Source organism: Streptomyces sp. CA-179760 (assembly GCF_050937045.1).
GTDB lineage: Bacteria > Actinomycetota > Actinomycetes > Streptomycetales > Streptomycetaceae > Streptomyces.
In genome coordinates, this window is sequence record NZ_JBNJLZ010000001.1 from 3,605,598 (window position 1) to 3,624,289 (window position 18,692).

The 18,692-nt window shown below is 69.5% G+C and carries 16 protein-coding genes, 1 tRNA gene and 1 pseudogene; 14 read left to right on the top strand and 4 right to left on the bottom strand.

The genetic code is table 11. The features are described from left to right. Positions 1-18: 18 nt before the first annotated feature. Entirely contained in the window at positions 19-957 is a 939-nt protein-coding gene (locus ACQEV8_RS16035) for a DUF4429 domain-containing protein (RefSeq protein WP_432960716.1), read from the top strand. 12 nt (positions 958-969) lie between these two features. Here the strand turns inward: ACQEV8_RS16035 and ACQEV8_RS16040 are convergent, their stop codons facing one another. Continuing rightward, on the bottom strand, positions 970-2,535 hold the full coding sequence (locus ACQEV8_RS16040; RefSeq protein ID WP_432960718.1) for a fibronectin type III domain-containing protein: 1,566 nt from the start codon (positions 2,533-2,535) through the stop codon (positions 970-972). A 165-nt stretch (positions 2,536-2,700) separates the two neighbouring features. Between ACQEV8_RS16040 and ACQEV8_RS16045 the strand changes: the two genes are divergently transcribed. Beyond that, positions 2,701-2,958: a hypothetical protein gene (locus tag ACQEV8_RS16045; RefSeq protein ID WP_184592987.1), complete on the top strand. Its 258-nt coding sequence runs from the start codon at positions 2,701-2,703 to the stop codon at positions 2,956-2,958. 12 nt (positions 2,959-2,970) lie between these two features. Next, positions 2,971-4,788, top strand: coding sequence for a glutamine--fructose-6-phosphate transaminase (isomerizing) (glmS, locus tag ACQEV8_RS16050; RefSeq protein WP_432960721.1), 1,818 nt, complete (start codon positions 2,971-2,973; stop codon positions 4,786-4,788). Between the two features lie 180 nt (positions 4,789-4,968). On the opposite strand, the gene ACQEV8_RS16055 is transcribed toward glmS, so the two are convergent. After that, a complete protein-coding gene (locus ACQEV8_RS16055) occupies positions 4,969-5,529 on the bottom strand; it encodes a GPR1/FUN34/YaaH family transporter (protein ID WP_432960723.1) in 561 nt (186 codons plus the stop codon). Between the two features lie 125 nt (positions 5,530-5,654). Next, positions 5,655-6,182: a universal stress protein gene (locus ACQEV8_RS16060; protein WP_432960725.1), complete on the bottom strand. Its 528-nt coding sequence runs from the start codon at positions 6,180-6,182 to the stop codon at positions 5,655-5,657. A 304-nt stretch (positions 6,183-6,486) separates the two neighbouring features. On the opposite strand from ACQEV8_RS16060, the gene ACQEV8_RS16065 reads away from it, so the two are divergent. The 5 genes from ACQEV8_RS16065 to ACQEV8_RS16085 all read left to right on the top strand — a co-directional run bounded on the left by ACQEV8_RS16065 (position 6,487) and on the right by ACQEV8_RS16085 (position 10,687). Continuing rightward, complete coding sequence (locus tag ACQEV8_RS16065) at positions 6,487-6,819, top strand: hypothetical protein (RefSeq protein WP_432960727.1); 333 nt, start codon at positions 6,487-6,489, stop codon at positions 6,817-6,819. A gap of 376 nt (positions 6,820-7,195) precedes the next feature. After that, the gene (locus ACQEV8_RS16070) at positions 7,196-8,464 is read left to right on the top strand and encodes a helix-turn-helix domain-containing protein (protein WP_432960729.1); all 1,269 of its coding nucleotides are present in this window, start codon (positions 7,196-7,198) and stop codon (positions 8,462-8,464) included. A gap of 134 nt (positions 8,465-8,598) precedes the next feature. Then, entirely contained in the window at positions 8,599-9,201 is a 603-nt protein-coding gene (orn, locus tag ACQEV8_RS16075) for an oligoribonuclease (RefSeq protein ID WP_432960731.1), read from the top strand. A 114-nt stretch (positions 9,202-9,315) separates the two neighbouring features. Beyond that, a tRNA-His gene (locus ACQEV8_RS16080) sits at positions 9,316-9,388 on the top strand. Positions 9,389-9,496: 108 nt separating this feature from the next. Next, a complete protein-coding gene (locus tag ACQEV8_RS16085) occupies positions 9,497-10,687 on the top strand; it encodes an MFS transporter (protein WP_432960733.1) in 1,191 nt (396 codons plus the stop codon). Between the two features lie 12 nt (positions 10,688-10,699). Here the strand turns inward: ACQEV8_RS16085 and ACQEV8_RS16090 are convergent, their stop codons facing one another. Continuing rightward, the gene (locus ACQEV8_RS16090) at positions 10,700-11,755 is read right to left on the bottom strand and encodes a LacI family DNA-binding transcriptional regulator (protein WP_432960735.1); all 1,056 of its coding nucleotides are present in this window, start codon (positions 11,753-11,755) and stop codon (positions 10,700-10,702) included. 399 nt (positions 11,756-12,154) lie between these two features. On the opposite strand from ACQEV8_RS16090, the gene ACQEV8_RS16095 reads away from it, so the two are divergent. The 6 genes and pseudogenes from ACQEV8_RS16095 to ACQEV8_RS16120 all read left to right on the top strand — a co-directional run bounded on the left by ACQEV8_RS16095 (position 12,155) and on the right by ACQEV8_RS16120 (position 18,677). After that, entirely contained in the window at positions 12,155-13,480 is a 1,326-nt protein-coding gene (locus ACQEV8_RS16095) for an ABC transporter substrate-binding protein (protein ID WP_432960737.1), read from the top strand. Positions 13,481-13,485: 5 nt separating this feature from the next. Then, positions 13,486-14,498 (top strand): annotated as a pseudogene (locus tag ACQEV8_RS16100) (carbohydrate ABC transporter permease). Positions 14,499-14,510: 12 nt separating this feature from the next. Continuing rightward, complete coding sequence (locus tag ACQEV8_RS16105; RefSeq protein WP_432960739.1) at positions 14,511-15,428, top strand: carbohydrate ABC transporter permease; 918 nt, start codon at positions 14,511-14,513, stop codon at positions 15,426-15,428. A gap of 117 nt (positions 15,429-15,545) precedes the next feature. Beyond that, positions 15,546-16,985 (top strand): GH1 family beta-glucosidase, encoded by a 1,440-nt coding sequence (locus tag ACQEV8_RS16110; RefSeq protein WP_432960741.1) that lies wholly within the window; start codon positions 15,546-15,548, stop codon positions 16,983-16,985. 229 nt (positions 16,986-17,214) lie between these two features. After that, complete coding sequence (locus tag ACQEV8_RS16115) at positions 17,215-17,568, top strand: hypothetical protein (protein ID WP_432960743.1); 354 nt, start codon at positions 17,215-17,217, stop codon at positions 17,566-17,568. 335 nt (positions 17,569-17,903) lie between these two features. Further along, a complete protein-coding gene (locus ACQEV8_RS16120; protein ID WP_432960745.1) occupies positions 17,904-18,677 on the top strand; it encodes a hypothetical protein in 774 nt (257 codons plus the stop codon). Positions 18,678-18,692: the final 15 nt, after the last annotated feature.

The window sequence follows — 18,692 nt, forward strand, 5'->3', positions numbered from 1 at the left end:
TGTCCCTTCCACGAGCCATTGAGCCCTAAGAGGTCTGGACCACTCTCTCGTGAGACTGGTGGAACAATCCACCGCACGGCGGAAATCATCCAGAAGGACGGCACATGGGCCTTCGACGGCGACGCCCTGCGGCTGACCCCCGGGCGGGACAAGAACGTCAGTCTGCTGCGCAGGGAGCTGGGTGAACTGGTCGTCCCGCTCGGGGCGTTGGCGGGGATCTCGTTCGAGCAGGGCAAGAAGGGCGGGCGGCTGCGGCTGCGCCTGCGCGACGGCGCCGATCCCCTGCTGCACGCGACCGGCGGGCGGCTCACCGAGCCCCATGACCCGTACCAACTGCTCGTCGAGTCCGACCGCTACGGGGTCGCCGAGTACTTCACGGACGAGGTGCGGAACGCGCTGCTCCTGGACGAGGTGCCGGCCGACCCGGTGACCGCGTACCTGCTGCCCGGGCCCGCCGTACCGCTCTCGGTCTCCGCCGGGGACGGCACCGCGAGTTTCGACGGCGAGCGCATACGCCTGGAGTGGAACTGGAAGACGGAGGACGCCAAGGCCGCCGCCGGCGCCCGCACGCTCGCGCTCGGCGACATCACGGGCGTGGAGTGGCAGCCGGCGGCAGGCCTGGAGAACGGCTACGTCCGCTTCACCGTGCGCAACGCCCCCACCAAGGCCCCGCCCAAGTACGACCCCAACTCCGTGGAGCTGTGGGGCTTCAAGAAGGACCCGCTGATGGCCCTGGTCGCGGCGGCGGTCCAGGCCAGGCTTCCACACCCGGCCGGAGCCACCGCCGACGTACCGGCCGCGCGACCGGAAACGCCTTCTCTCCCGGTCGCGCCCGCGGAGGACGACCACGACGCCCTCCTGCGCCGCCTGCGTGAGCTCGGCGAACTGCACCGCACGGGCGTCCTGACGGACGACGAGTTCGCGCTCGCCAAGCAGGCGGTCCTCAAGCGCATGTAACACCCCGGCGCGCTACTTCGCCCGGCGGGCCACCGTGAAGTGGTCCACCTGCTCCCCGCTCTCGGCGATACCGCGCACCTTCAGCGTGGCCGTCCGCCCCTTCGGCGCGGGGCTGACGTCCACGCGCAGGAAGGAGTAGTCGAGGTAGCGCACCCGGGACCAGGCGACGGTCTCGTTCTGCTTGCCGCCCTTGAGGTTGACGAACGAGGCCACGGAGTCCACGTCCTGCTCGTTGCCCTCGTACGACAGCGGGGCGGTGAAGGAGTAGAGGCTGCGGCCCGCCGCACCGGCCGTCACGTACACGACGCCGTCGGTCTCGGGGTAGGCCGTGCCGCCGATCGGCAGCTTCTTGGCGACCTTGTTCCCCTTGATGACGTCCGTGCGCTCGTACTGGTGGTTGTGGCCGTTGATGACCAGGTCCACCGTGTACTTCTCGAACAGCGGCACCCACTCCTGGCGCACGCCCCCCTCCGAGGCGTGCGAGGTGGAGGTGCAGTAGGCGCAGTGGTGGAAGAAGATCACGATGAAGTCGACGTCCTTCGACGCCCGGTACTTCTTCAGCTGGGCTTCCAGCCACTTGGTCTGGGTGCCGCCGGAGATGCCGAGGTTGGCCGGGATCTCGAAGGAGATGTCGTTGGCGTCGAGCGAGATGACCGCCGTGTTGCCGTAGACGAAGGTGTAGACGCCCGGCAGGTTCTTCTTGTCGGGGCCGTTGCCCGGGAGGTTCCAGCGGGCCTCCTCGCCGCCGTAGCCATTGGGCGAGTACCAGGCCTCCATGTCGTGGTTGCCGTAGGCGGGCATCCACGGGACGGACTTGGCGACGGACTCGGTCTGAGCGAGGAACTGGTCCCAGATCCGCGAGTCGAAGCCGGTGTCGGAGGTCTGGCCCGAGCCGGACGGGTCCGCGTAGGCGATGTCGCCGGCGTGCAGATGGAAGGCCGGGTTCTGGCCGAGCAGCAGGCTGTTGTTGGCGAGGCCGTGGTAGCTGACGCCCTCGTCGCCGAAGGCCGTGAAGGTGAACGGCGCCTTGTGCGCGGGGGCGGTGGTGAAGGTGCCGAGGGTGCCCAGCAGGTGCGGTGCGGCCGGGTCGAAGCCCTGGTGGCCGACGCCGTAGTAGTAGGTCCGGCCCGGGCGCAGATGCGTCAGCTCGGCGTGCACGTAGTACTGGGTGTGGTTGCCGCTGGCGCCGACCCCGGCGGGCGTGAAGAGGGTGCGGACCTCGGCGTCGATCTTGCGGGAGAGGTCCGTGGGGTGCGCGCCGATCCGGATGAACGGCTTCTTTACGGCGACCGGGACCTGCCAGGAGACGGTCATCTCCGTGCGCGGGTCGGCGCCGTAGGCGAGGTGGCGGCCGAAGGGGGCGACGAAGGCGCCGTCGACGGTCTCGGCCGCGGGGGCGGTGCGGGCGGTCGGTACGGCCGCCTGGGCGGTGGCACCGGGAACGAAGGCGCCACCCGCGACGGCACCGAGGGTGACGGCACCGCCTCTGATCATCGTGCGCCGGGAGAATCTGGCGCGCAGGTACTCGTGCTGCTCGGCCATGCTCATGCGCTCGGCGAGCCGCTCGGGTACGCCCATACGAGGAATGTCCATGGCGCCACAAACTGCTCGCCCTACACATCCGCCCGGGGAACAATCACCCATCACATCCCCATGGACGTCCCATAAGTGTTCCAACACTCATCTGCCCGAAACCGGGCAGATTTCTTGCGAAAGCCCTGCCGGTGCCTCAGGATCTAGCGAGTGCACGACGAACTCGTTGATCATCTGACGCGGTCCAGCCCCCTGAGCCGGGGCGAGGCGCTGCGCGTGATCCAGGACGTGCTCGCGTACTTCGACGAGACGACCGAGGAGTACGTCCGTCGCCGCCACCGTGAGCTCCAGGCCCAGGGCCTGGTGAACACGGCGATCTTCGAACGGATCGAGGCGGATCTGAAATATCGCGCGGTGGCACCGCCGGAACTCTCGCTCCGGCAGCTGCGACGCATCGTCTACGGCTAGGAATACGTATATATGTGCGGAATCGTCGGTTACATCGGCAAGCGTGACGTCGCTCCCCTGCTCCTGGAGGGCCTGCAGCGCCTGGAGTACCGCGGCTACGACTCCGCGGGCATCGTCGTCACGTCCCCGAAGACGTCCGGCCTGAAGATGGTCAAGGCCAAGGGCCGCGTGCGCGACCTGGAGGCCAAGGTTCCGGCCCGCTTCAAGGGCACGACCGGCATCGCCCACACCCGCTGGGCCACCCACGGCGCCCCCTCCGACGTCAACGCCCACCCGCACCTGGACGCCGAGGGCAAGGTCGCCGTCGTCCACAACGGCATCATCGACAACGCCTCCGACCTGCGCCGCAAGCTGGAGGCGGACGGCGTCGAGTTCCTCTCCGAGACCGACACCGAGGTCCTCACCCACCTCATCGCCCGCTCCCAGGCCACCAAGCTGGAGGACAAGGTCCGCGAGACCCTCCGGCTCATCGAGGGCACATACGGCATCGCCGTCATGCACGCCGACTTCCCCGACCGGATCGTCGTCGCCCGCAACGGCTCCCCCGTCGTCCTCGGCATCGGCGAGAAGGAGATGTTCGTCGCCTCGGACATCGCCGCGCTGGTCGCCCACACCCGCCAGATCGTCACCCTGGACGACGGCGAGATGGCCACCCTCAAGGCCGACGACTTCCGCACCTACACCACCGAGGGCACCCGCACCACCGCCGAGCCCACCACCGTCGAGTGGGAGGCCGCCTCCTACGACATGGGCGGCCACGACACCTACATGCACAAGGAGATCCACGAGCAGGCCGACGCCGTGGACCGCGTGCTGCGCGGCCGCATCGACGACCGCTTCTCCACCGTGCACCTGGGCGGCCTCAACCTGGACGCCCGCGAGGCCCGGCGGATCCGCCGCGTGAAGATCCTCGGCTGCGGCACCTCGTTCCACGCGGGCCAGATCGGCGCCCAGATGATCGAGGAACTGGCCCGCATCCCCGCCGACGCCGAGCCCGCCTCCGAGTTCCGCTACCGCAACGCGGTCGTCGACCCCGACACCCTCTACGTCGCGGTCTCCCAGTCCGGCGAGACCTACGACGTCCTCGCCGCCGTGCAGGAGCTCAAGCGCAAGGGCGCACGGGTCCTGGGCGTGGTGAACGTGGTCGGCTCGGCGATCGCCCGCGAGGCCGACGGCGGCATCTACGTGCACGCCGGGCCGGAGGTCTGCGTGGTCTCCACCAAGTGCTTCACCAACACCACGGTCGCCTTCGCCCTGCTCGCCCTCCACCTGGGCCGCACCCGTGACCTCTCGGTCCGCGACGGCAAGCGGATCATCGCGGGCCTGCGCAAGCTCCCCGCCCAGATCGCCGAGATCATGGAGCACGAGGAGGACGTCAAGAAGCTGGCCCTGCAGTTCGCCGAGGCCCGCTCGATGCTCTTCATCGGCCGCGTCCGGGGCTACCCGGTGGCCCGCGAGGCCTCCCTGAAGCTCAAGGAGGTCTCCTACATCCACGCCGAGGCCTACCCCGCCTCCGAGCTCAAGCACGGCCCGCTGGCCCTGATCGAGCCCGCCCTCCCCACGGTCGCGATCGTCCCCGACGACGACCTGCTGGAGAAGAACCGCGCGGCCCTGGAGGAGATCAAGGCCCGCAGCGGCAGGATCCTCGCGGTCGCCCACCAGCACCAGGAGAAGGCCGACGAAACGATCGTCGTCCCGAAGAACGAGGACGAACTCGACCCGATCCTGATGGGCATCCCCCTCCAACTCCTGGCGTACCACACGGCTCTGGCCCTGGGCAGGGACATCGACAAGCCGAGGAACCTGGCCAAGTCGGTGACGGTGGAGTAGCTGACCCTCTTTCAGGGGCGCGGGGCTGTATCGATGTGCGGCTCCGCCGCGTGGGCGCGACAAGCCCCCACGCACCCGCACAGGCCAAACAAAGAGGGACGGACCCCCACGTGCTGCCACCGGCGCACGGGGGGTCCGTTTTCATCGCCGGGAAGCCGCCCAACTCCCCAGCCGGCGCGGCTAACCGGTGGCCGTCACACCTCGCCCGGCAGCGCGTCGCGGAAGAGCCGTGGGCCAGTGCGCCAACGCGGCCGTCGCCGCGTACCAAGCCACCGCCCCCGAGGCGACAGCGAACCAGCCGCCCACCTTCACGAGCCCGTCGTTACCGGCGAAGCTCGCGATCGCCATGAGCAACAGGGCGACGAAGAACAGCCCGTACATCCCCTGACCGAGCTGGTCACCACCCGCGAGGGTCAAGGACAGCGCCACGAGCGCGAACAACAGCAGGAACAACCCTGCCGCGTTGGCGGACGCCTCCCCCGCCACGGCCCAGGTGAACCACAGCGCCCCGAGCACGGAGAACGCCGTACCCCCGACGGAGTCACCCTCACGCAGGGCCATCAGCCCCGCGACGAACAGTGCGACTCCACCCACGTACTGGGCGATTGACGCGGCATCAGCGGCTGACACACCGTCGATCACAGCGGTATGCCCCAGCCCGAAGGCCAACAGGGTGATTCCGAGAGCGAGTCGACCGGCCACGGTCGTGATTCCGCTTCCCGCGGAGACGTCTTTGTCCACGGCGGGCTCCCTTCGTGCATGTGCAGTTGTGCGGTGACCCGTATATGCCCTTCACAAAGGCACAAACACCTCTACGCGCAAGTAGTTTTACGCGCTGCACAAAGGGAGTCGCCGCTCGGGGAGCGTCAGGGAATGACGATGACCGGCCGCTGCGCCCGCTTGGCGAGCCGCCCCGCGACCGAACCGAAGATGCGCCCCACGATGCCGTGACTCGACCCGACGACGATCGCGTCGGCCTCGTACTCCCGCCCGACCTCTTCGAGTTCGTGGCAGATGTCCCCGCCCCGCTCGACGAGGATCCAGGGCACCTCGGAGAGATACTCCGCACACGCCAGCTCCAGCCCGAGCACCTCGGTCCGGTGGTCCGGCACGTCCACGAAGACGGGCGGCTCGCACCCGGCCCACACCGTGGTCGGCAGCCGGTTGGCGACATGGACGATGACCAGGCCCGACCCGGAGCGATGGGCCATCCCGATCGCATAGGCCAGGGCGCGCTCACTGGACGTGGAGCCGTCGAATCCGACGACGACGCCGTGCTTGAAGGCGGGATCGCAGGAATGGCGTGACTCTTCCGCCGCCAGGGGCTCGGCCGCCGTGGGATCGGCGACGGGCCGCTTGCGGTCCGCTGGTTCGAAGAATTCGTGACCGGCCATGGCTGTCTCGGCGTCGTGATCCTTATAGGGGGACAACAGGGTGCGGCTGAGCTGTGTCCGGGAATGGTCTTTCCAGCCCCATACCCCCAAGGGTACGGCGGCACGCCTCCTTAGCCCAGATCCCGCTCACCGTGCGTGCGGGTTCCAGGGAGCATGCACGAGGCGACGCCCGTAACGCAATGGTTGCTGCGCTGTACAGGCGGTTTGCACAGGATTCACTTACCCGTGGGGGTGATCGGCTCACACAGTGACCGACGCCCCGGCCGCGCGTTGAACCCCGTGAGTCACCCCACAGGGAGCATCCATGTCCGGACCCAGCATCGCCTCCGAGGCGGACCGCGCGGCCCCGCCGTCGCGGGACACCGCGACGGATGTGATTCGCTGGGCGGCCTTCAGCTGCCTGCTCGTCCCGGTCGTACTCCTCGGCTACGGCAGCTCCCTGGCCGGTGCCGCCGGCACGGCCCTCGGGCTCGCCGCCGTCACGGGCGCCTGCCGGGTGCTGCTGCGCCAGTCGGAGCGCGGCGCGGCCCGGCTGGCGGCCGAGGACCGGGCACCCCACCGGGGCCGGCACCACCGGACCGGAACGGGGTCGCACCGGGGTGGACGGCACACTGGAGGAGATACACCGGTCGACTGACCGGTTTCAGTGCACGTGCACGGCGGTTTTCAGCCAACTTCTCGCACCTGCGCATCACCCTGCCGAGGGACCCCCAACCCCCGTTCGACCTGCATGGAAAGGGCCTCGGGGGACCTGCGCACCCTACGCGGATTGGCCACTGCGACAAGGCGCACTTCCCTGCACGCCCCACGAGTGCAACGCTTCGTGATCGAATGCTTCACGCCAAGTTGCCAAGTCGACAATGCGCCGAGTGCCGAACCGGCCACCTCGGCACGACGGCACACAGTAGATTCGATCTTGACTGTCTACGGCGGGGGACTCGTGCAGGACCGAGGGGAAACGTGCAGGAGCGACACAACCGAGGAGCCGCGACCACCGAGGGGGGCTTAGCAGTATGAGCCACGACTCCACTGCCGCGCCGGAAGCCGGCGTCCGGAAGCTTTCCGGGCGACGCCGCAAGGAGATCGTCGCGGTGCTGCTGTTCAGCGGCGGCCCCATCTTCGAGAGTTCCATACCACTGTCGGTGTTCGGGATCGACCGCCAGGACGCCGGCGTGCCGCGTTACCGACTGCTGGTGTGCGGAGGTGAGGACGGCCCGCTGCGGACCACAGGGGGCCTCGAACTCAGCACACCGCATGGCCTGGAAGCGATCTCACGTGCGGGCACGGTCGTCGTACCGGCCTGGCGTTCGATCACTTCTCCGCCACCGGACGAGGCACTCGACGCGCTGCGCCGTGCACACGAGGAGGGCGCCCGCATCGTCGGACTGTGCACCGGCGCCTTCGTCCTCGCGGCGGCGGGCCTGCTGGACGGCCGGCCCGCGACGACACACTGGATGTACGCGCCGACGCTGGCGAAGCGCTACCCGTCCGTGCACGTCGATCCTCGCGAGCTGTTCGTGGACGACGGGGACGTGCTGACGTCGGCGGGCACCGCGGCCGGAATCGATCTCTGTCTCCACATCGTGCGGACGGACCACGGCAACGAGGCGGCCGGCGCGCTGGCCCGTCGCCTGGTGGTCCCGCCGCGCCGGGCGGGCGGCCAGGAGCGCTACCTCGACAGGTCTTTACCAGAGGAGATCGGCGCCGACCCCCTCGCGGAGGTCGTCGCCTGGGCGCTGGAGCACCTCCACGAACAGTTCGACGTGGAGACGCTGGCGGCACGCGCGTACATGAGCAGGCGTACGTTCGACCGCCGCTTCCGCTCGCTGACCGGGAGTGCCCCGCTGCAGTGGCTGATCACGCAGCGGGTGCTCCAGGCGCAGCGCCTGCTGGAGACGTCGGACTACTCGGTGGACGAGGTGGCGGGACGCTGCGGCTTCCGGTCGCCGGTCGCCCTGCGCGGGCACTTCCGCCGCCAGCTGGGCTCGTCCCCGGCCGCGTACCGGGCGGCCTACCGCGCCCGTCGTCCGCAGGCCGAGCGGCCCCAGGATGTCGACGGCGGACCGGGCGGTCCCGGTAGCGGCATGCCGGGCCATCCGGGGCATCCCGGGCAGGCGCCCGCCCCGCTGCACCCGGAGCATCCGGTCCCGCTCCAGTCCCGCCGTACGGCGGCGGCGAGCGCGGTCGGGTCGTCCCCGGCCCTGTCGGCCGCGTCCGACAACGGCCGGGAGGCCTACATATCGGCCCGGGCGAGTCTGCCGGGACAGCGCAGCGCGACGTGAGCCGGCGCCGGGCCCGCGGGGAGGAAGCCCTCCCCGCGGGCCCGGCGCCGTTTCCGGAGCAGGGCGGACCTTCGACGACAAGGTCACTGCACGGCCGGGCCGAGCCCGGGGCAGTGGGCCGTAAGGTTAGACACATGAACGATCGCATGGTGTGGATCGACTGCGAGATGACCGGCCTCTCGCTGTCGGACGACGCGCTCATCGAGGTGGCCGCCCTCGTGACCGACTCCGAGCTGAACGTGCTCGGAGAAGGCGTGGACATCGTCATCCGGCCGCCGGACCGGGCGCTGGAGACGATGCCAAACGTGGTGCGCCAGATGCACACCGCGTCCGGGCTGCTCTCCGAGCTGCCGGACGGCACGACGCTGAAGGACGCCGAGGAGCAGGTCCTGTCGTATGTGAGGGAGTTCGTCAAGGAGCCGGGCAAGGCCCCGCTGTGCGGCAACTCCGTCGGCACGGACCGCGGCTTCCTGCTGCGCGACATGCCGACGCTGGAGGACTACCTCCACTACCGGATCGTCGATGTCTCGTCGGTCAAGGAGCTGGCCCGCCGCTGGTACCCGCGGGCGTACTTCAACAGCCCGAAGAAGAACGGCAACCACCGCGCGCTCGCCGACATCCGCGAGTCCATCGCGGAGCTGCGCTACTACCGCGAGGCCGTCTTCGTCCCGCAGCCCGGGCCCGACTCGGACACCGCGAAGACGATCGCCGCGAAGCACGTCCTGCCTGCTCAGTAGGCAGGACAGGGGCCCGGCGGGGAGCGCCGGGAAAGGTGGGCGCGAGCACCCCTTCGGACCCTGTACACTTTTTCTCGGCCGGTCAGGAAGTCAGGGACCTCCAAGCCGGTCATGGTGGGTGTAGCTCAGCTGGTAGAGCACCTGGTTGTGGTCCAGGAAGTCGCGGGTTCAAGTCCCGTCACTCACCCTGAGTATTCAGCCGGTGGCTTCGTAAAAGAAGCCACCGGCTGAAGCTTTTTACGCGCCTGCCGCGCCTGTCCGGGGTGGCGTGGCGGGCGGGGCTACCGTCGGCGCCATGGACGGTGGACACCGAGGGTGGCGCGCGTGTGTGCTCAGCGGGGCGGTGTTCGCCGTGTGCATGGCCGGCACCACGCTGCCGACTCCCCTCTACCCCCTTTACCAGGACGAGTTCGGGTTCTCCGAGCTGACCGTGACCGTGGTGTACGCCCTGTACGCCTTCGCGGTCATCGGCGTGCTGCTGCTGGTCGGCAACGCCTCGGACGCCGTGGGCAGACGCCCGGTGCTGCTGTGCGGCCTGGGCCTCGCCGCGGCGAGCGCCGTCTGTTTCCTGTGCGCCACCGGGCTCGGCTGGCTGTACGCGGGGCGGCTGCTGTCGGGACTGTCCGCCGGGCTGTTCACCGGGGCTGCCACCGCGTACGTGATGGAGCTGGCGCCCGAGGGCGGTGCCTCCCGGGCCACGTTCGTGGCGACCGCCGCCAACATGGGCGGACTGGGCTGCGGTCCACTGCTGTCCGGGGTGCTCGCACAGTACGCCCCGTGGCCGCTGTATCTGCCGTTCGTCACGCACCTGGTCCTGGTGGCCGTCTGTGCCGCCGTCCTGCTGCGGCTCCCGGAGACGGTGCGGGAGCCGCGGCCGCTGGGCACCGTACGGCCGAGGCCGCCCGCTCTGCCCCCGCGGGTGCGGGCGGTGTTCGGACCCGCGGCGGCCGCCTCGTTCGCGGGGTTCGCGCTGTTCGGGGTGTTCACGTCGGTCAGCCCGGAGTTCCTCGCCGAGTCCCTCGGGGTGACCGACCACGCCGTGAGCGGGCTGATCGTCGCGCTGGCCTTCTTCGCCTCGACCGCAGGCCAACTCGCGGTCGGCCGGGTCGGTGTACGGCGCTCCCTGCCGCTGGGCTGCGCCGGGCTCCTCGCCGGTCTCGCGCTGCTCGCGGGTGCGCTGCGGTGGGACCTGATGGCGCTGGTGGTGCTGAGCGCGCTCATCGGCGGGACCGGGCAGGGGCTTGCGTTCCGCGGGGCGCTGTCCGAGGTGGCCGAGGCCTCGCCCGAGCATCAGCGCGCCGCGGTGATCTCGGCCCTGTTCGTGGTGGCCTACGCGGGCATCTCGGTCCCGGTGATCGGCGTCGGCCTGTTGACGGGCCCGATCGGGCTGGAGGGCGCGGGCCTGGTGTTCATCGCGTGCATGGCAGTCCTGGTCTCGACGGCGGCCGCCTATCTGCTCCGGCGGCCGGCCCCGGCCAGGACGTGACTCCCGCGGACGTCACGACGACGACCGGGACACCAGCTCCGTGGCCAGGACCATCTGGCGTCGTTCCAGGCCCCGGGACGCCGAGGGGCGGCGGTCGGCGATCTCCGTGAGGAGGAGGTCGATCATGCGGTGGCCCATCTCCTCGATGGGCTGACGGACGCTGGTGAGGGGCGGCTCCATGTGGCGCGCTATGGCGGAGTCGTCGTAGCCGACGAGCGCCACGTCGTCGGGGATGCGGCGGCCCGCCTCGCGCAGGACCTGGCGGGCACCGGCCGCGGTGACGTCGGAGGCGGCGAAGACCGCGTCCAGGGTGGGGCGGCGCTCCAGCAGGGCCGCCATGGCGCGGCGGCCGCCCTCCTCCGAGAAGTCGCCCGCCTCGATCAGTGCCTCGTCCGCCTCGTGGCCCGCGTCGCTCAGAGCGTCGCGGTAGCCGTCGATACGGCGCTGGGCACCGTAGACGTCGAGCCGGCCGGTGATGTGGGCTATCCGGCGGCGGCCGCCCGACAGCAGGTGCTCGACGGCCTGGCGGCCGCCGCCGTAGTTGTCGGAGTCGACCGACGGGAGACTCTCCGCCGACGAGCGGGGGCCGCTGATCACCGCCGGTATCTCCAGCTGGGCCAGCAGGTCGGGCAGCGGGTCGTCCGCGTGCACGGAGACCAGCAGGACGCCGTCCACACGGTGGGCCGCCAGGTACTGTGCGAGGCGGGCGCGTTCACGGTCGCTGCCCGCGAAGATCAGCAGCAGCTGCATCTCCGTGTCGGAGAGCGCCGTCCCGACGCCCTTCAGCATGTCCGAGAAGTACGGCTCCGCGAAGAACCGGGTCTCCGGCTCGGGGACGACCAGCGCGATCGCGTCCGTGCGGTTCGCCGCCAGGGCGCGCGCGGCGGTGTTCGGGACGTATCCGAGCTCCGCGACCGCCGCCTCGACGGCCGCGCGGGTCGCGTCGCTGACCCGGGGCGAGCCGTTGATCACCCGGGAGACGGTGCCGCGGCCGACACCGGCGCGCGCCGCCACCTCTTCGAGGGTGGGCCGGCCACCGCTTCGGCCCCGCGCTCCGTGGCTTGCCATGGGCTCCGCCTTCCCGTCCACACCCGCACTCTGCGGCTGGCCTGGAATTTAACAGGCTCGTCAGCTGTAGTGACCGCCACCGAGGGCTTGTCACCCCCGGCCCTCCGCTTGGGCCGGGCGAGCCGGTGGGACTGGCTCGATACCGCCGGCCGGGGCCGCAACGGCACCCTGCCCGGGTCCAGTTAACGGCCCGATAACTGAACGCATCTCTCCCTGTCCGGTCCCTTGACACCCCCGCCCCGACCGACGAACCTTCAACACATCACTGGTGGGAGCGCTCCCACAGTACCTGACACATACACAACCCGCACGTTCCCCGCCCGAGCCGAAGCGAGTGAAAAACGGGTCCAACAATGCAGTTGGCCGGGGGTCGGCACGTCAGGGCAACAGGAGGACGACATGCGAGCACGCATCCGAACCGCCCGCAAGGCGATGGTCGTCGCGGCCGTCGCGTCGCTGGGCGCCGGGCTGCTGGCCGGCTGTGCCGACGACGGCGGCGACGACAGTTCCGGCTCCTCGTCGGGCGACAGCAGCGGTAAGACCACGATCTCGGTGGGGCTCTTCGGCACCATGGGCTTCAAGGAGGCCGGCCTCTACGACGACTACGAGAAGCTCAACCCGAAGATCAAGATCGCCGAGAACGTCGTCCAGCGGAACGAGAACTACTACCCGGCGCTGCTGAACCACCTCACCACCAACAGCGGTCTGCTGGACGTCCAGGCAGTCGAGGTCGCCAACATCTCCGAGGTCACCGCCACCCAGGCCGACAAGCTCGAGGACATGTCCAAGGCTCCGGGCGTGGACAAGAGCAAGTGGCTGCCCTGGAAGTGGCAGCAGGCCACCACCAAGGACGGCAAGACGATCGGCCTCGGCACCGACGTCGGCCCGATGGCGATCTGTTACCGCCCGGACCTCTTCAAGCAGGCCGGTCTGCCCACCGACCCGGCCGAGGTCGGCAAGCTGTGGGCCGGTGACTGGGCCAAGCTCGTCGACGTCGGCGAGCGGTACAAGGCGAAGGCCCCCGAGGGCACCTTCTTCATGGACTCCCCCGGCGGTCTGATCAACGCGATCCTCGGCAGTGAGAAGGAGAAGTTCTACGACTCCTCCGGCAAGGTCATCTACAAGACCAACCCTGCCGTCAAGGCCGCATTCGACCTGACCTCCGAGGCCGCCAAGAAGGGTCTGGTGCAGTCGCAGACGCAGTTCCAGCCGTCCTGGAACTCCACGGTCGCCAACAACAAGTTCGCCTCCGTCGCCTGCCCGCCGTGGATGCTCGGCACGATCAAGGCCAACTCCAAGCCGGAAGCTGCCGGCAAGTGGGCCGTGGCCGCCGCGCCCAAGGGCGGTAACTGGGGCGGCACCTTCCTCACCGTGCCCAAGAGCGGCAAGCACGTGAAGGAGGCCCAGAAGTTCGTGACGTGGCTGACCGCGCCGGAGCAGCAGGCGAAGCTGTTCAAGGTGCAGGCCAGCTTCCCGAGCGCCCCCTCCACCTACACCATGCCCGAAGTGACGGGCGCCAAGAACGAGATGACGGGTGACCAGCAGATCGGCCCGATCTTCGCGGAGGCCGCCAAGCAGGCCCCGGTCCAGGTGATCGGCCCGAAGGACCAGATCATCATGCAGGGCCTGTCGGACAACGGCGTCATCCTCGCCACGAAGGGCAAGTCGGCCAAGGAGGCCTGGGAGTCCGCGGTCAAGACCATCGACAACAAGCTGGACCAGTGACCCGTATGGCCACCCGCCACGACACCGCCGCGCCCCCGCTGAGGGGGGCGCGGCCCCGGGCCGCCCGCCCGCGGACCCCGTGTCCCTGGAGAAGGAGCGGCGGCGCCGGGACCGGCTGTCCCGGCGCTGGCAGCGGGACATCCGCTGGAGCCCGTACGCCTTCGTGTCCCCGTTCTTCCTGCTGTTCATCGCGTTCGGCCTGTTCCCGTTGATCTACACGGGCTGGGCGTCGCTGCACCAGGTGGAGCTGACCGCGCCGACCGACATGAACTGGGTCGGGCTGCGGAACTACACCCGGATCTTCGACGACGACTTCTTCTGGAACGCGGCGAAGAACACCCTGACCATCGGCATCATCTCCACCGTTCCGCAGCTGCTGATGGCGATGGGCATCGCCCATATCCTCAACTACAAGCTTCGGGCCTCGACGTTCTTCCGGGTCGCGATGCTCGCGCCGTACGCGACGTCGATCGCCGCCGCGTCGCTGGTGTTCGTGCTGCTCTTCGGCCGTGACTACGGCATGATCAACTGGGTGCTCGACATGGTCGGCATCAACCCGGTCGACTGGCAGAACGACAAGTGGCCCTCGCAGATCGCCGTCTCGACGATCATCATCTGGCGCTGGACGGGCTACAACGCGCTGATCTACCTCGCCGCGATGCAGGCGATCCCGCAGGACCTGTACGAGTCGGCGGCGCTGGACGGGGCCAACCGCTGGCAGCAGTTCATCCACGTGACGCTGCCGTCGCTGCGCCCGACGATCCTGTTCACCTGTGTCGTCTCGACGATCGGGGCGAGCCAGGTCTTCGGCGAGCCGCTGCTGTTCGACGCCAACGCGGGTACTTCGGGCGGCGCGGAGCACCAGTTCCAGACGCTCGGTCTGTATCTGTACGAGCAGGGCTGGGTCGCCCACCACCTGGGCCGTGCCTCGGCGATCGCCTGGACGATGTTCCTGATCCTGATCGTCGTCGGCATCGTCAACTACGTCATCTCGCGCCGGCTGCGCGCCAGTAGTTAAGGAGTGGTGGCCGTGACGACGACTGTGACGCCCCCCGACGTGCCGACGCCCGGCGCGCCCGTGAAAGAGTCCAAACGCCCGCGTCTGCCGAAGTCCGCGCGAGCCGGCGGGCAGCTGCACGGCGGTCCGATCGCCTACGCGATCCTCATCGTGTTCACCATCGTCTCGCTGTTCCCGCTGGTGTGGACGGCGATCGCCGCCTCGCGTGACAACCAGCGGCTCGCCGAGACGCCGCCGCCGTTCTGGTTCGGCTCGGGCCTGTTCGACAAGCTGGAGATCGCCTGGACGGAAGCCAATCTGGGAGAGGCGTTCTTCAACACCACGATCGTGGCGGGTGTTTCGGCGCTGGTCGTCGTCCTCCTGTCGACGATCGCCGGTTTCGCCTTCGCCAAGCTGCGGTTCAGGGGCCGTGGCGCGCTGATGCTGATCGTGATCGGCACGATGATGGTGCCGCCGCAGCTGAGCGTGATCCCGCTGTACATGATGGTCGCCAAGCTCGACTGGACGGACCAGTTGCAGGCGGTGATCTTTCCGTCGCTGGTGAGCGCGTTCGGTGTGTTCTTCATGCGGCAGTACCTGATCCAGGCGCTGCCGGACGAGATCATAGAGGCCGCCCGGGTCGACGGCGCGAGCAGCTGGCGCGTGGTGTGGCACGTGGTGTTCCCGGCGGCGCGGCCGGCGATGGCCGTGCTCGGGATGCTGACGTTCGTGCAGACCTGGAACGACTTCATGTGGCCGTTCCTGGTGCTGACCCAGATGGGCAACCCGACCGTGCAGGTCGCGGTCGCGGGGCTCGGCCGTGGATACACCCTCGACCAGTCCCTGATCATGGCGGGCGCGCTGCTCGGCACGCTGCCGTTGCTGATCGTCTTCGCGATCTTCGGCAAGCAGATCGTGGGCGGGATCATGCAGGGCGCCGTGAAGGGCTGACGCCCTCGCCCGTTCACCAGGGGGCCGGACCAGTGCCGCTCCGGCCCCTGTTCCTCCCTCCCTCTCCCCCCTTCCCCCTCCACTCGTCGGTCTCCACGACCCAATGGGAGCGCTTCCATGCCTGACTCCGAGAACCCGGCCACTCCGGTGACCTTCCCTCCCGCCTTCGTCTGGGGCGCGGCCACCTCCGCGTACCAGATCGAGGGCGCGGTGCGGGAGGACGGCCGGACGCCGTCGATCTGGGACACCTTCAGCCATACGCCGGGCAAGACCGTCGGCGGCGACCACGGTGACATCGCTGTCGACCACTACCACCGCTACCGCGAGGACGTGGCGATGATGGCGGACCTGGGCCTGGGCGCCTACCGCTTCTCCGTCTCGTGGTCGCGGGTGCAGCCGACCGGCCGGGGCCCGGCCGTCCAGAAGGGCCTGGACTTCTACCGCCGCCTGGTCGACGAGCTGCTGTCCAAGGGCATCAAGCCGGCCGTCACGCTCTATCACTGGGATCTGCCGCAGGATCTGGAGGACGCGGGGGGCTGGCCGGAGCGCGACACGGCGTACCGCTTCGCGGAGTACGCGCAGATCGTCGGTGAGGCGCTGGGCGACCGCGTCGAGCAGTGGATGACGCTCAACGAGCCGTGGTGCAGCGCGTTCCTGGGCTACGCGTCCGGGGTGCACGCGCCGGGCCGTACGGATTCGGCGGCCTCGTTGCGTGCCGCGCATCATCTGAACCTGGCGCACGGGCTGGGCGCGTCGGCGCTGCGGTCGGTGATGCCGGCCCGCAACCAGGTCGCGATCGCTCTCAACTCCGCTACGGTGCGGCCGCTCTCGCAGAGCCCGGCGGACCTGGCGGCGGCCCGGAGGATCGACGACCTGGCCAACGGGGTCTTCCACGGCCCGATCCTGCACGGCGCCTACCCCGAGTCGCTGTACGCGGCGACGGCCGAACTCACCGACTGGGACTACGTCCTGGACGGCGATCTGACGCTGATCAACCAGCCGCTGGACGCGCTGGGCCTCAACTACTACACGCCCGCGCTGGTCTCGGCGGCGGACGCGTCGGCGAAGGCGCCGCGTGCCGACGGCCACGGGGCGAGCGACCACTCGCCGTGGCCGGCCGCGGGCGATGTCGCCTTCCACCAGACGCCGGGTGACCGCACGGAGATGGGCTGGACGATCGACCCGACCGGTCTGCACGAGCTGATCATGCGCTACACCCGGGAGGCGCCGGGCCTGCCGCTGTACATCACCGAGAACGGCGCGGCCTACGACGACAAGATCGACTCGGACGGCCGGGTGCACGACCCCGAGCGGGTCTCCTACCTCCACGGCCATCTGTCCGCGGTCCGCCGCGCGATCACCGACGGCGCGGACGTCCGCGGCTACTTCCTGTGGTCCCTGCTGGACAACTTCGAGTGGGCGTACGGCTACGGCAAGCGCTTCGGCGCGGTGTACGTGGACTACGCGACGCTCCAGCGGACACCGAAGTCCAGCGCCCTGTGGTACGGGAAGGCGGCGCGCACCGGGGCGCTGCCGCCACTGGAGCCGGCCGCGTAGGCCACCCCCTGGGGGAGCGGGGAAGGGGCGCGGCACCCGACGGGGGGTGCCGCGCCCCGCTGTTTCTTGGAATTCCGAATTCCGGTAAGTCGCACATGACCTGAATTCGATTCCCGTTTGATCATCTTGTGTCTAAGGTCGATGTCGATCAGGGCGGGGGCCGTGGGGCCGCTCAGCAGTCCTGCGGCGAAAGGGAAGTTCAGTGTTCAGATCGTTCACCCGTATAGCCATGGCTGGTGCGGCTGTGGCCACGGTCTTCGTCGGCACCACGTCGACGGCTCAGGCCTCCGATTTCTCCACGCTCGACAGCGACAAGAAAATCTCGCTTCCGGGTGGCCGGGGCACGATGACCTTCATCGACGACGGAGACGTGTTCAAGGTCTGCGACACGAAGGCCGACGGCCATGGAGTTTCGGGTCGCCTGATCGACAACAACCACAACGAGAAGCTCTATATCACCGACGGCGGCGACTCCGGCTGTGGCAAGAAGGGCTACGACGTCGGCCAGTTCGGCTCGTACCAGATGCAGCTCTCGTGGAACGGCGACGGGTACGACGTGAAGTCCGAGTGGTTCAACGAGTAGATGAAGACGACGGTCCGAGGCACCGTGGTGGCCGGTGCTGTCGCGGCGGTCGTCGCATGCGGCGTGGCGGTGTCGCTGGCCACGGTCGGCGATGACGGTTCGCCGGAGCGGTCCGCCGGCGGGCTTCCGGCCCCGGACGTCAGGGCGCATCCGGATCAGTCGCCACCGCGGGACCGCATCGCGGCGGGGAGGGTCGCCCTCTCGGCGTACTTCACCGCGAGATCCGTGCGGCAGCCGGAGGGGACGGCGCCGTCGCGTACGAGTGGAGTCTGCTCGACACCACCACCGGCCGCTACCGGAAGACCGACTGGGCCTGGCTCGACGTGGCTCCCGGGATGAAGACCGCCGCGGTGCTGGAGCGCGGTCTGCCGGTCGACCGCATCGGACTGCTGAATCTGGCCACGCACAAGGTGGAGCGCTGGATCGAGGTGGACCGGGGTGTGGGCGGGGTGGACCGGAGTGTGGGCGGGGTGCGGTTCTCCCCCGACGGCAAGCGCCTGGTGGCGACCGCCTACGGCCGCGATCCCGATGCTCTTGGGTCCGAGCCGAGCCGGACCGGCTTCTATGTCGTCGACGTCACCGCCGGCCGGGCGGACTTCACCGAGCGGCCGCCCAGGAAGGACGACAGCGGGTCCCACCCCCGGGGCGGACGCCAGGATTTCATGTGGAGCCGTGACAGCACCTTGCTGTGGGAGCCCTGGGCGAACAGGACGGGCAAGGTGTTCTACGACATGCACGGCAAGGAGGTGCCAGCTCCGGAGCAGGAGGCGAGACTGGGCGCTCCCGGGGCTCTCCTCTCCCCCGGCAAGAAGCTCGTCACGGGGAAGTTCGCGGGCGATGACGGCCGGATCGTCTCCGAGGTGCTGGACGCGAACAACGGCAGACGTGTCGCGCTCGTGCCCGGCCAGCAACTGCTCGCCTGGGCCGACGACGACTCGCTCATCGCATGGCGATGCGACCCCGAGCGGTGCGACCCCGGCAAGGGCGAGTTCCGCAACCGGCTGGTCCTGGTGAGCCTGGACGGAGAGAGTGTCACTCCGCTCTCCGGATTCCGGAAGGCCGACCTCCACTACAGCGGCCGCTGGACGCCGGTGTTTTCCAGGCGCTGACCTCCCCCACCCGGT

Bases quoted from the DNA above. Each gene is read 5' to 3' on its own strand.
- ACQEV8_RS16065 (WP_432960727.1), top strand. From the start codon at position 6,487: ATGTCCGGACCCAGCATCGCCTCCGAGGCGGACCGCGCGGCCCCGCCG.
- ACQEV8_RS16115 (WP_432960743.1), top strand. From the start codon at position 17,215: ATGGCTGGTGCGGCTGTGGCCACGGTCTTCGTCGGCACCACGTCGACG.
- ACQEV8_RS16085 (WP_432960733.1), top strand. From the start codon at position 9,497: ATGGACGGTGGACACCGAGGGTGGCGCGCGTGTGTGCTCAGCGGGGCG.
- glmS (WP_432960721.1), top strand. From the start codon at position 2,971: ATGTGCGGAATCGTCGGTTACATCGGCAAGCGTGACGTCGCTCCCCTG.
- orn (WP_432960731.1), top strand. From the start codon at position 8,599: ATGAACGATCGCATGGTGTGGATCGACTGCGAGATGACCGGCCTCTCG.
- ACQEV8_RS16040 (WP_432960718.1), bottom strand. From the start codon at position 2,535: ATGGGCGTACCCGAGCGGCTCGCCGAGCGCATGAGCATGGCCGAGCAG.
- ACQEV8_RS16090 (WP_432960735.1), bottom strand. From the start codon at position 11,755: ATGGCAAGCCACGGAGCGCGGGGCCGAAGCGGTGGCCGGCCCACCCTC.
- ACQEV8_RS16120 (WP_432960745.1), top strand. From the start codon at position 17,904: ATGAAGACCGCCGCGGTGCTGGAGCGCGGTCTGCCGGTCGACCGCATC.
- ACQEV8_RS16070 (WP_432960729.1), top strand. From the start codon at position 7,196: ATGAGCCACGACTCCACTGCCGCGCCGGAAGCCGGCGTCCGGAAGCTT.
- ACQEV8_RS16095 (WP_432960737.1), top strand. From the start codon at position 12,155: ATGCGAGCACGCATCCGAACCGCCCGCAAGGCGATGGTCGTCGCGGCC.
- ACQEV8_RS16060 (WP_432960725.1), bottom strand. From the start codon at position 6,182: ATGGCCGGTCACGAATTCTTCGAACCAGCGGACCGCAAGCGGCCCGTC.
- ACQEV8_RS16110 (WP_432960741.1), top strand. From the start codon at position 15,546: ATGCCTGACTCCGAGAACCCGGCCACTCCGGTGACCTTCCCTCCCGCC.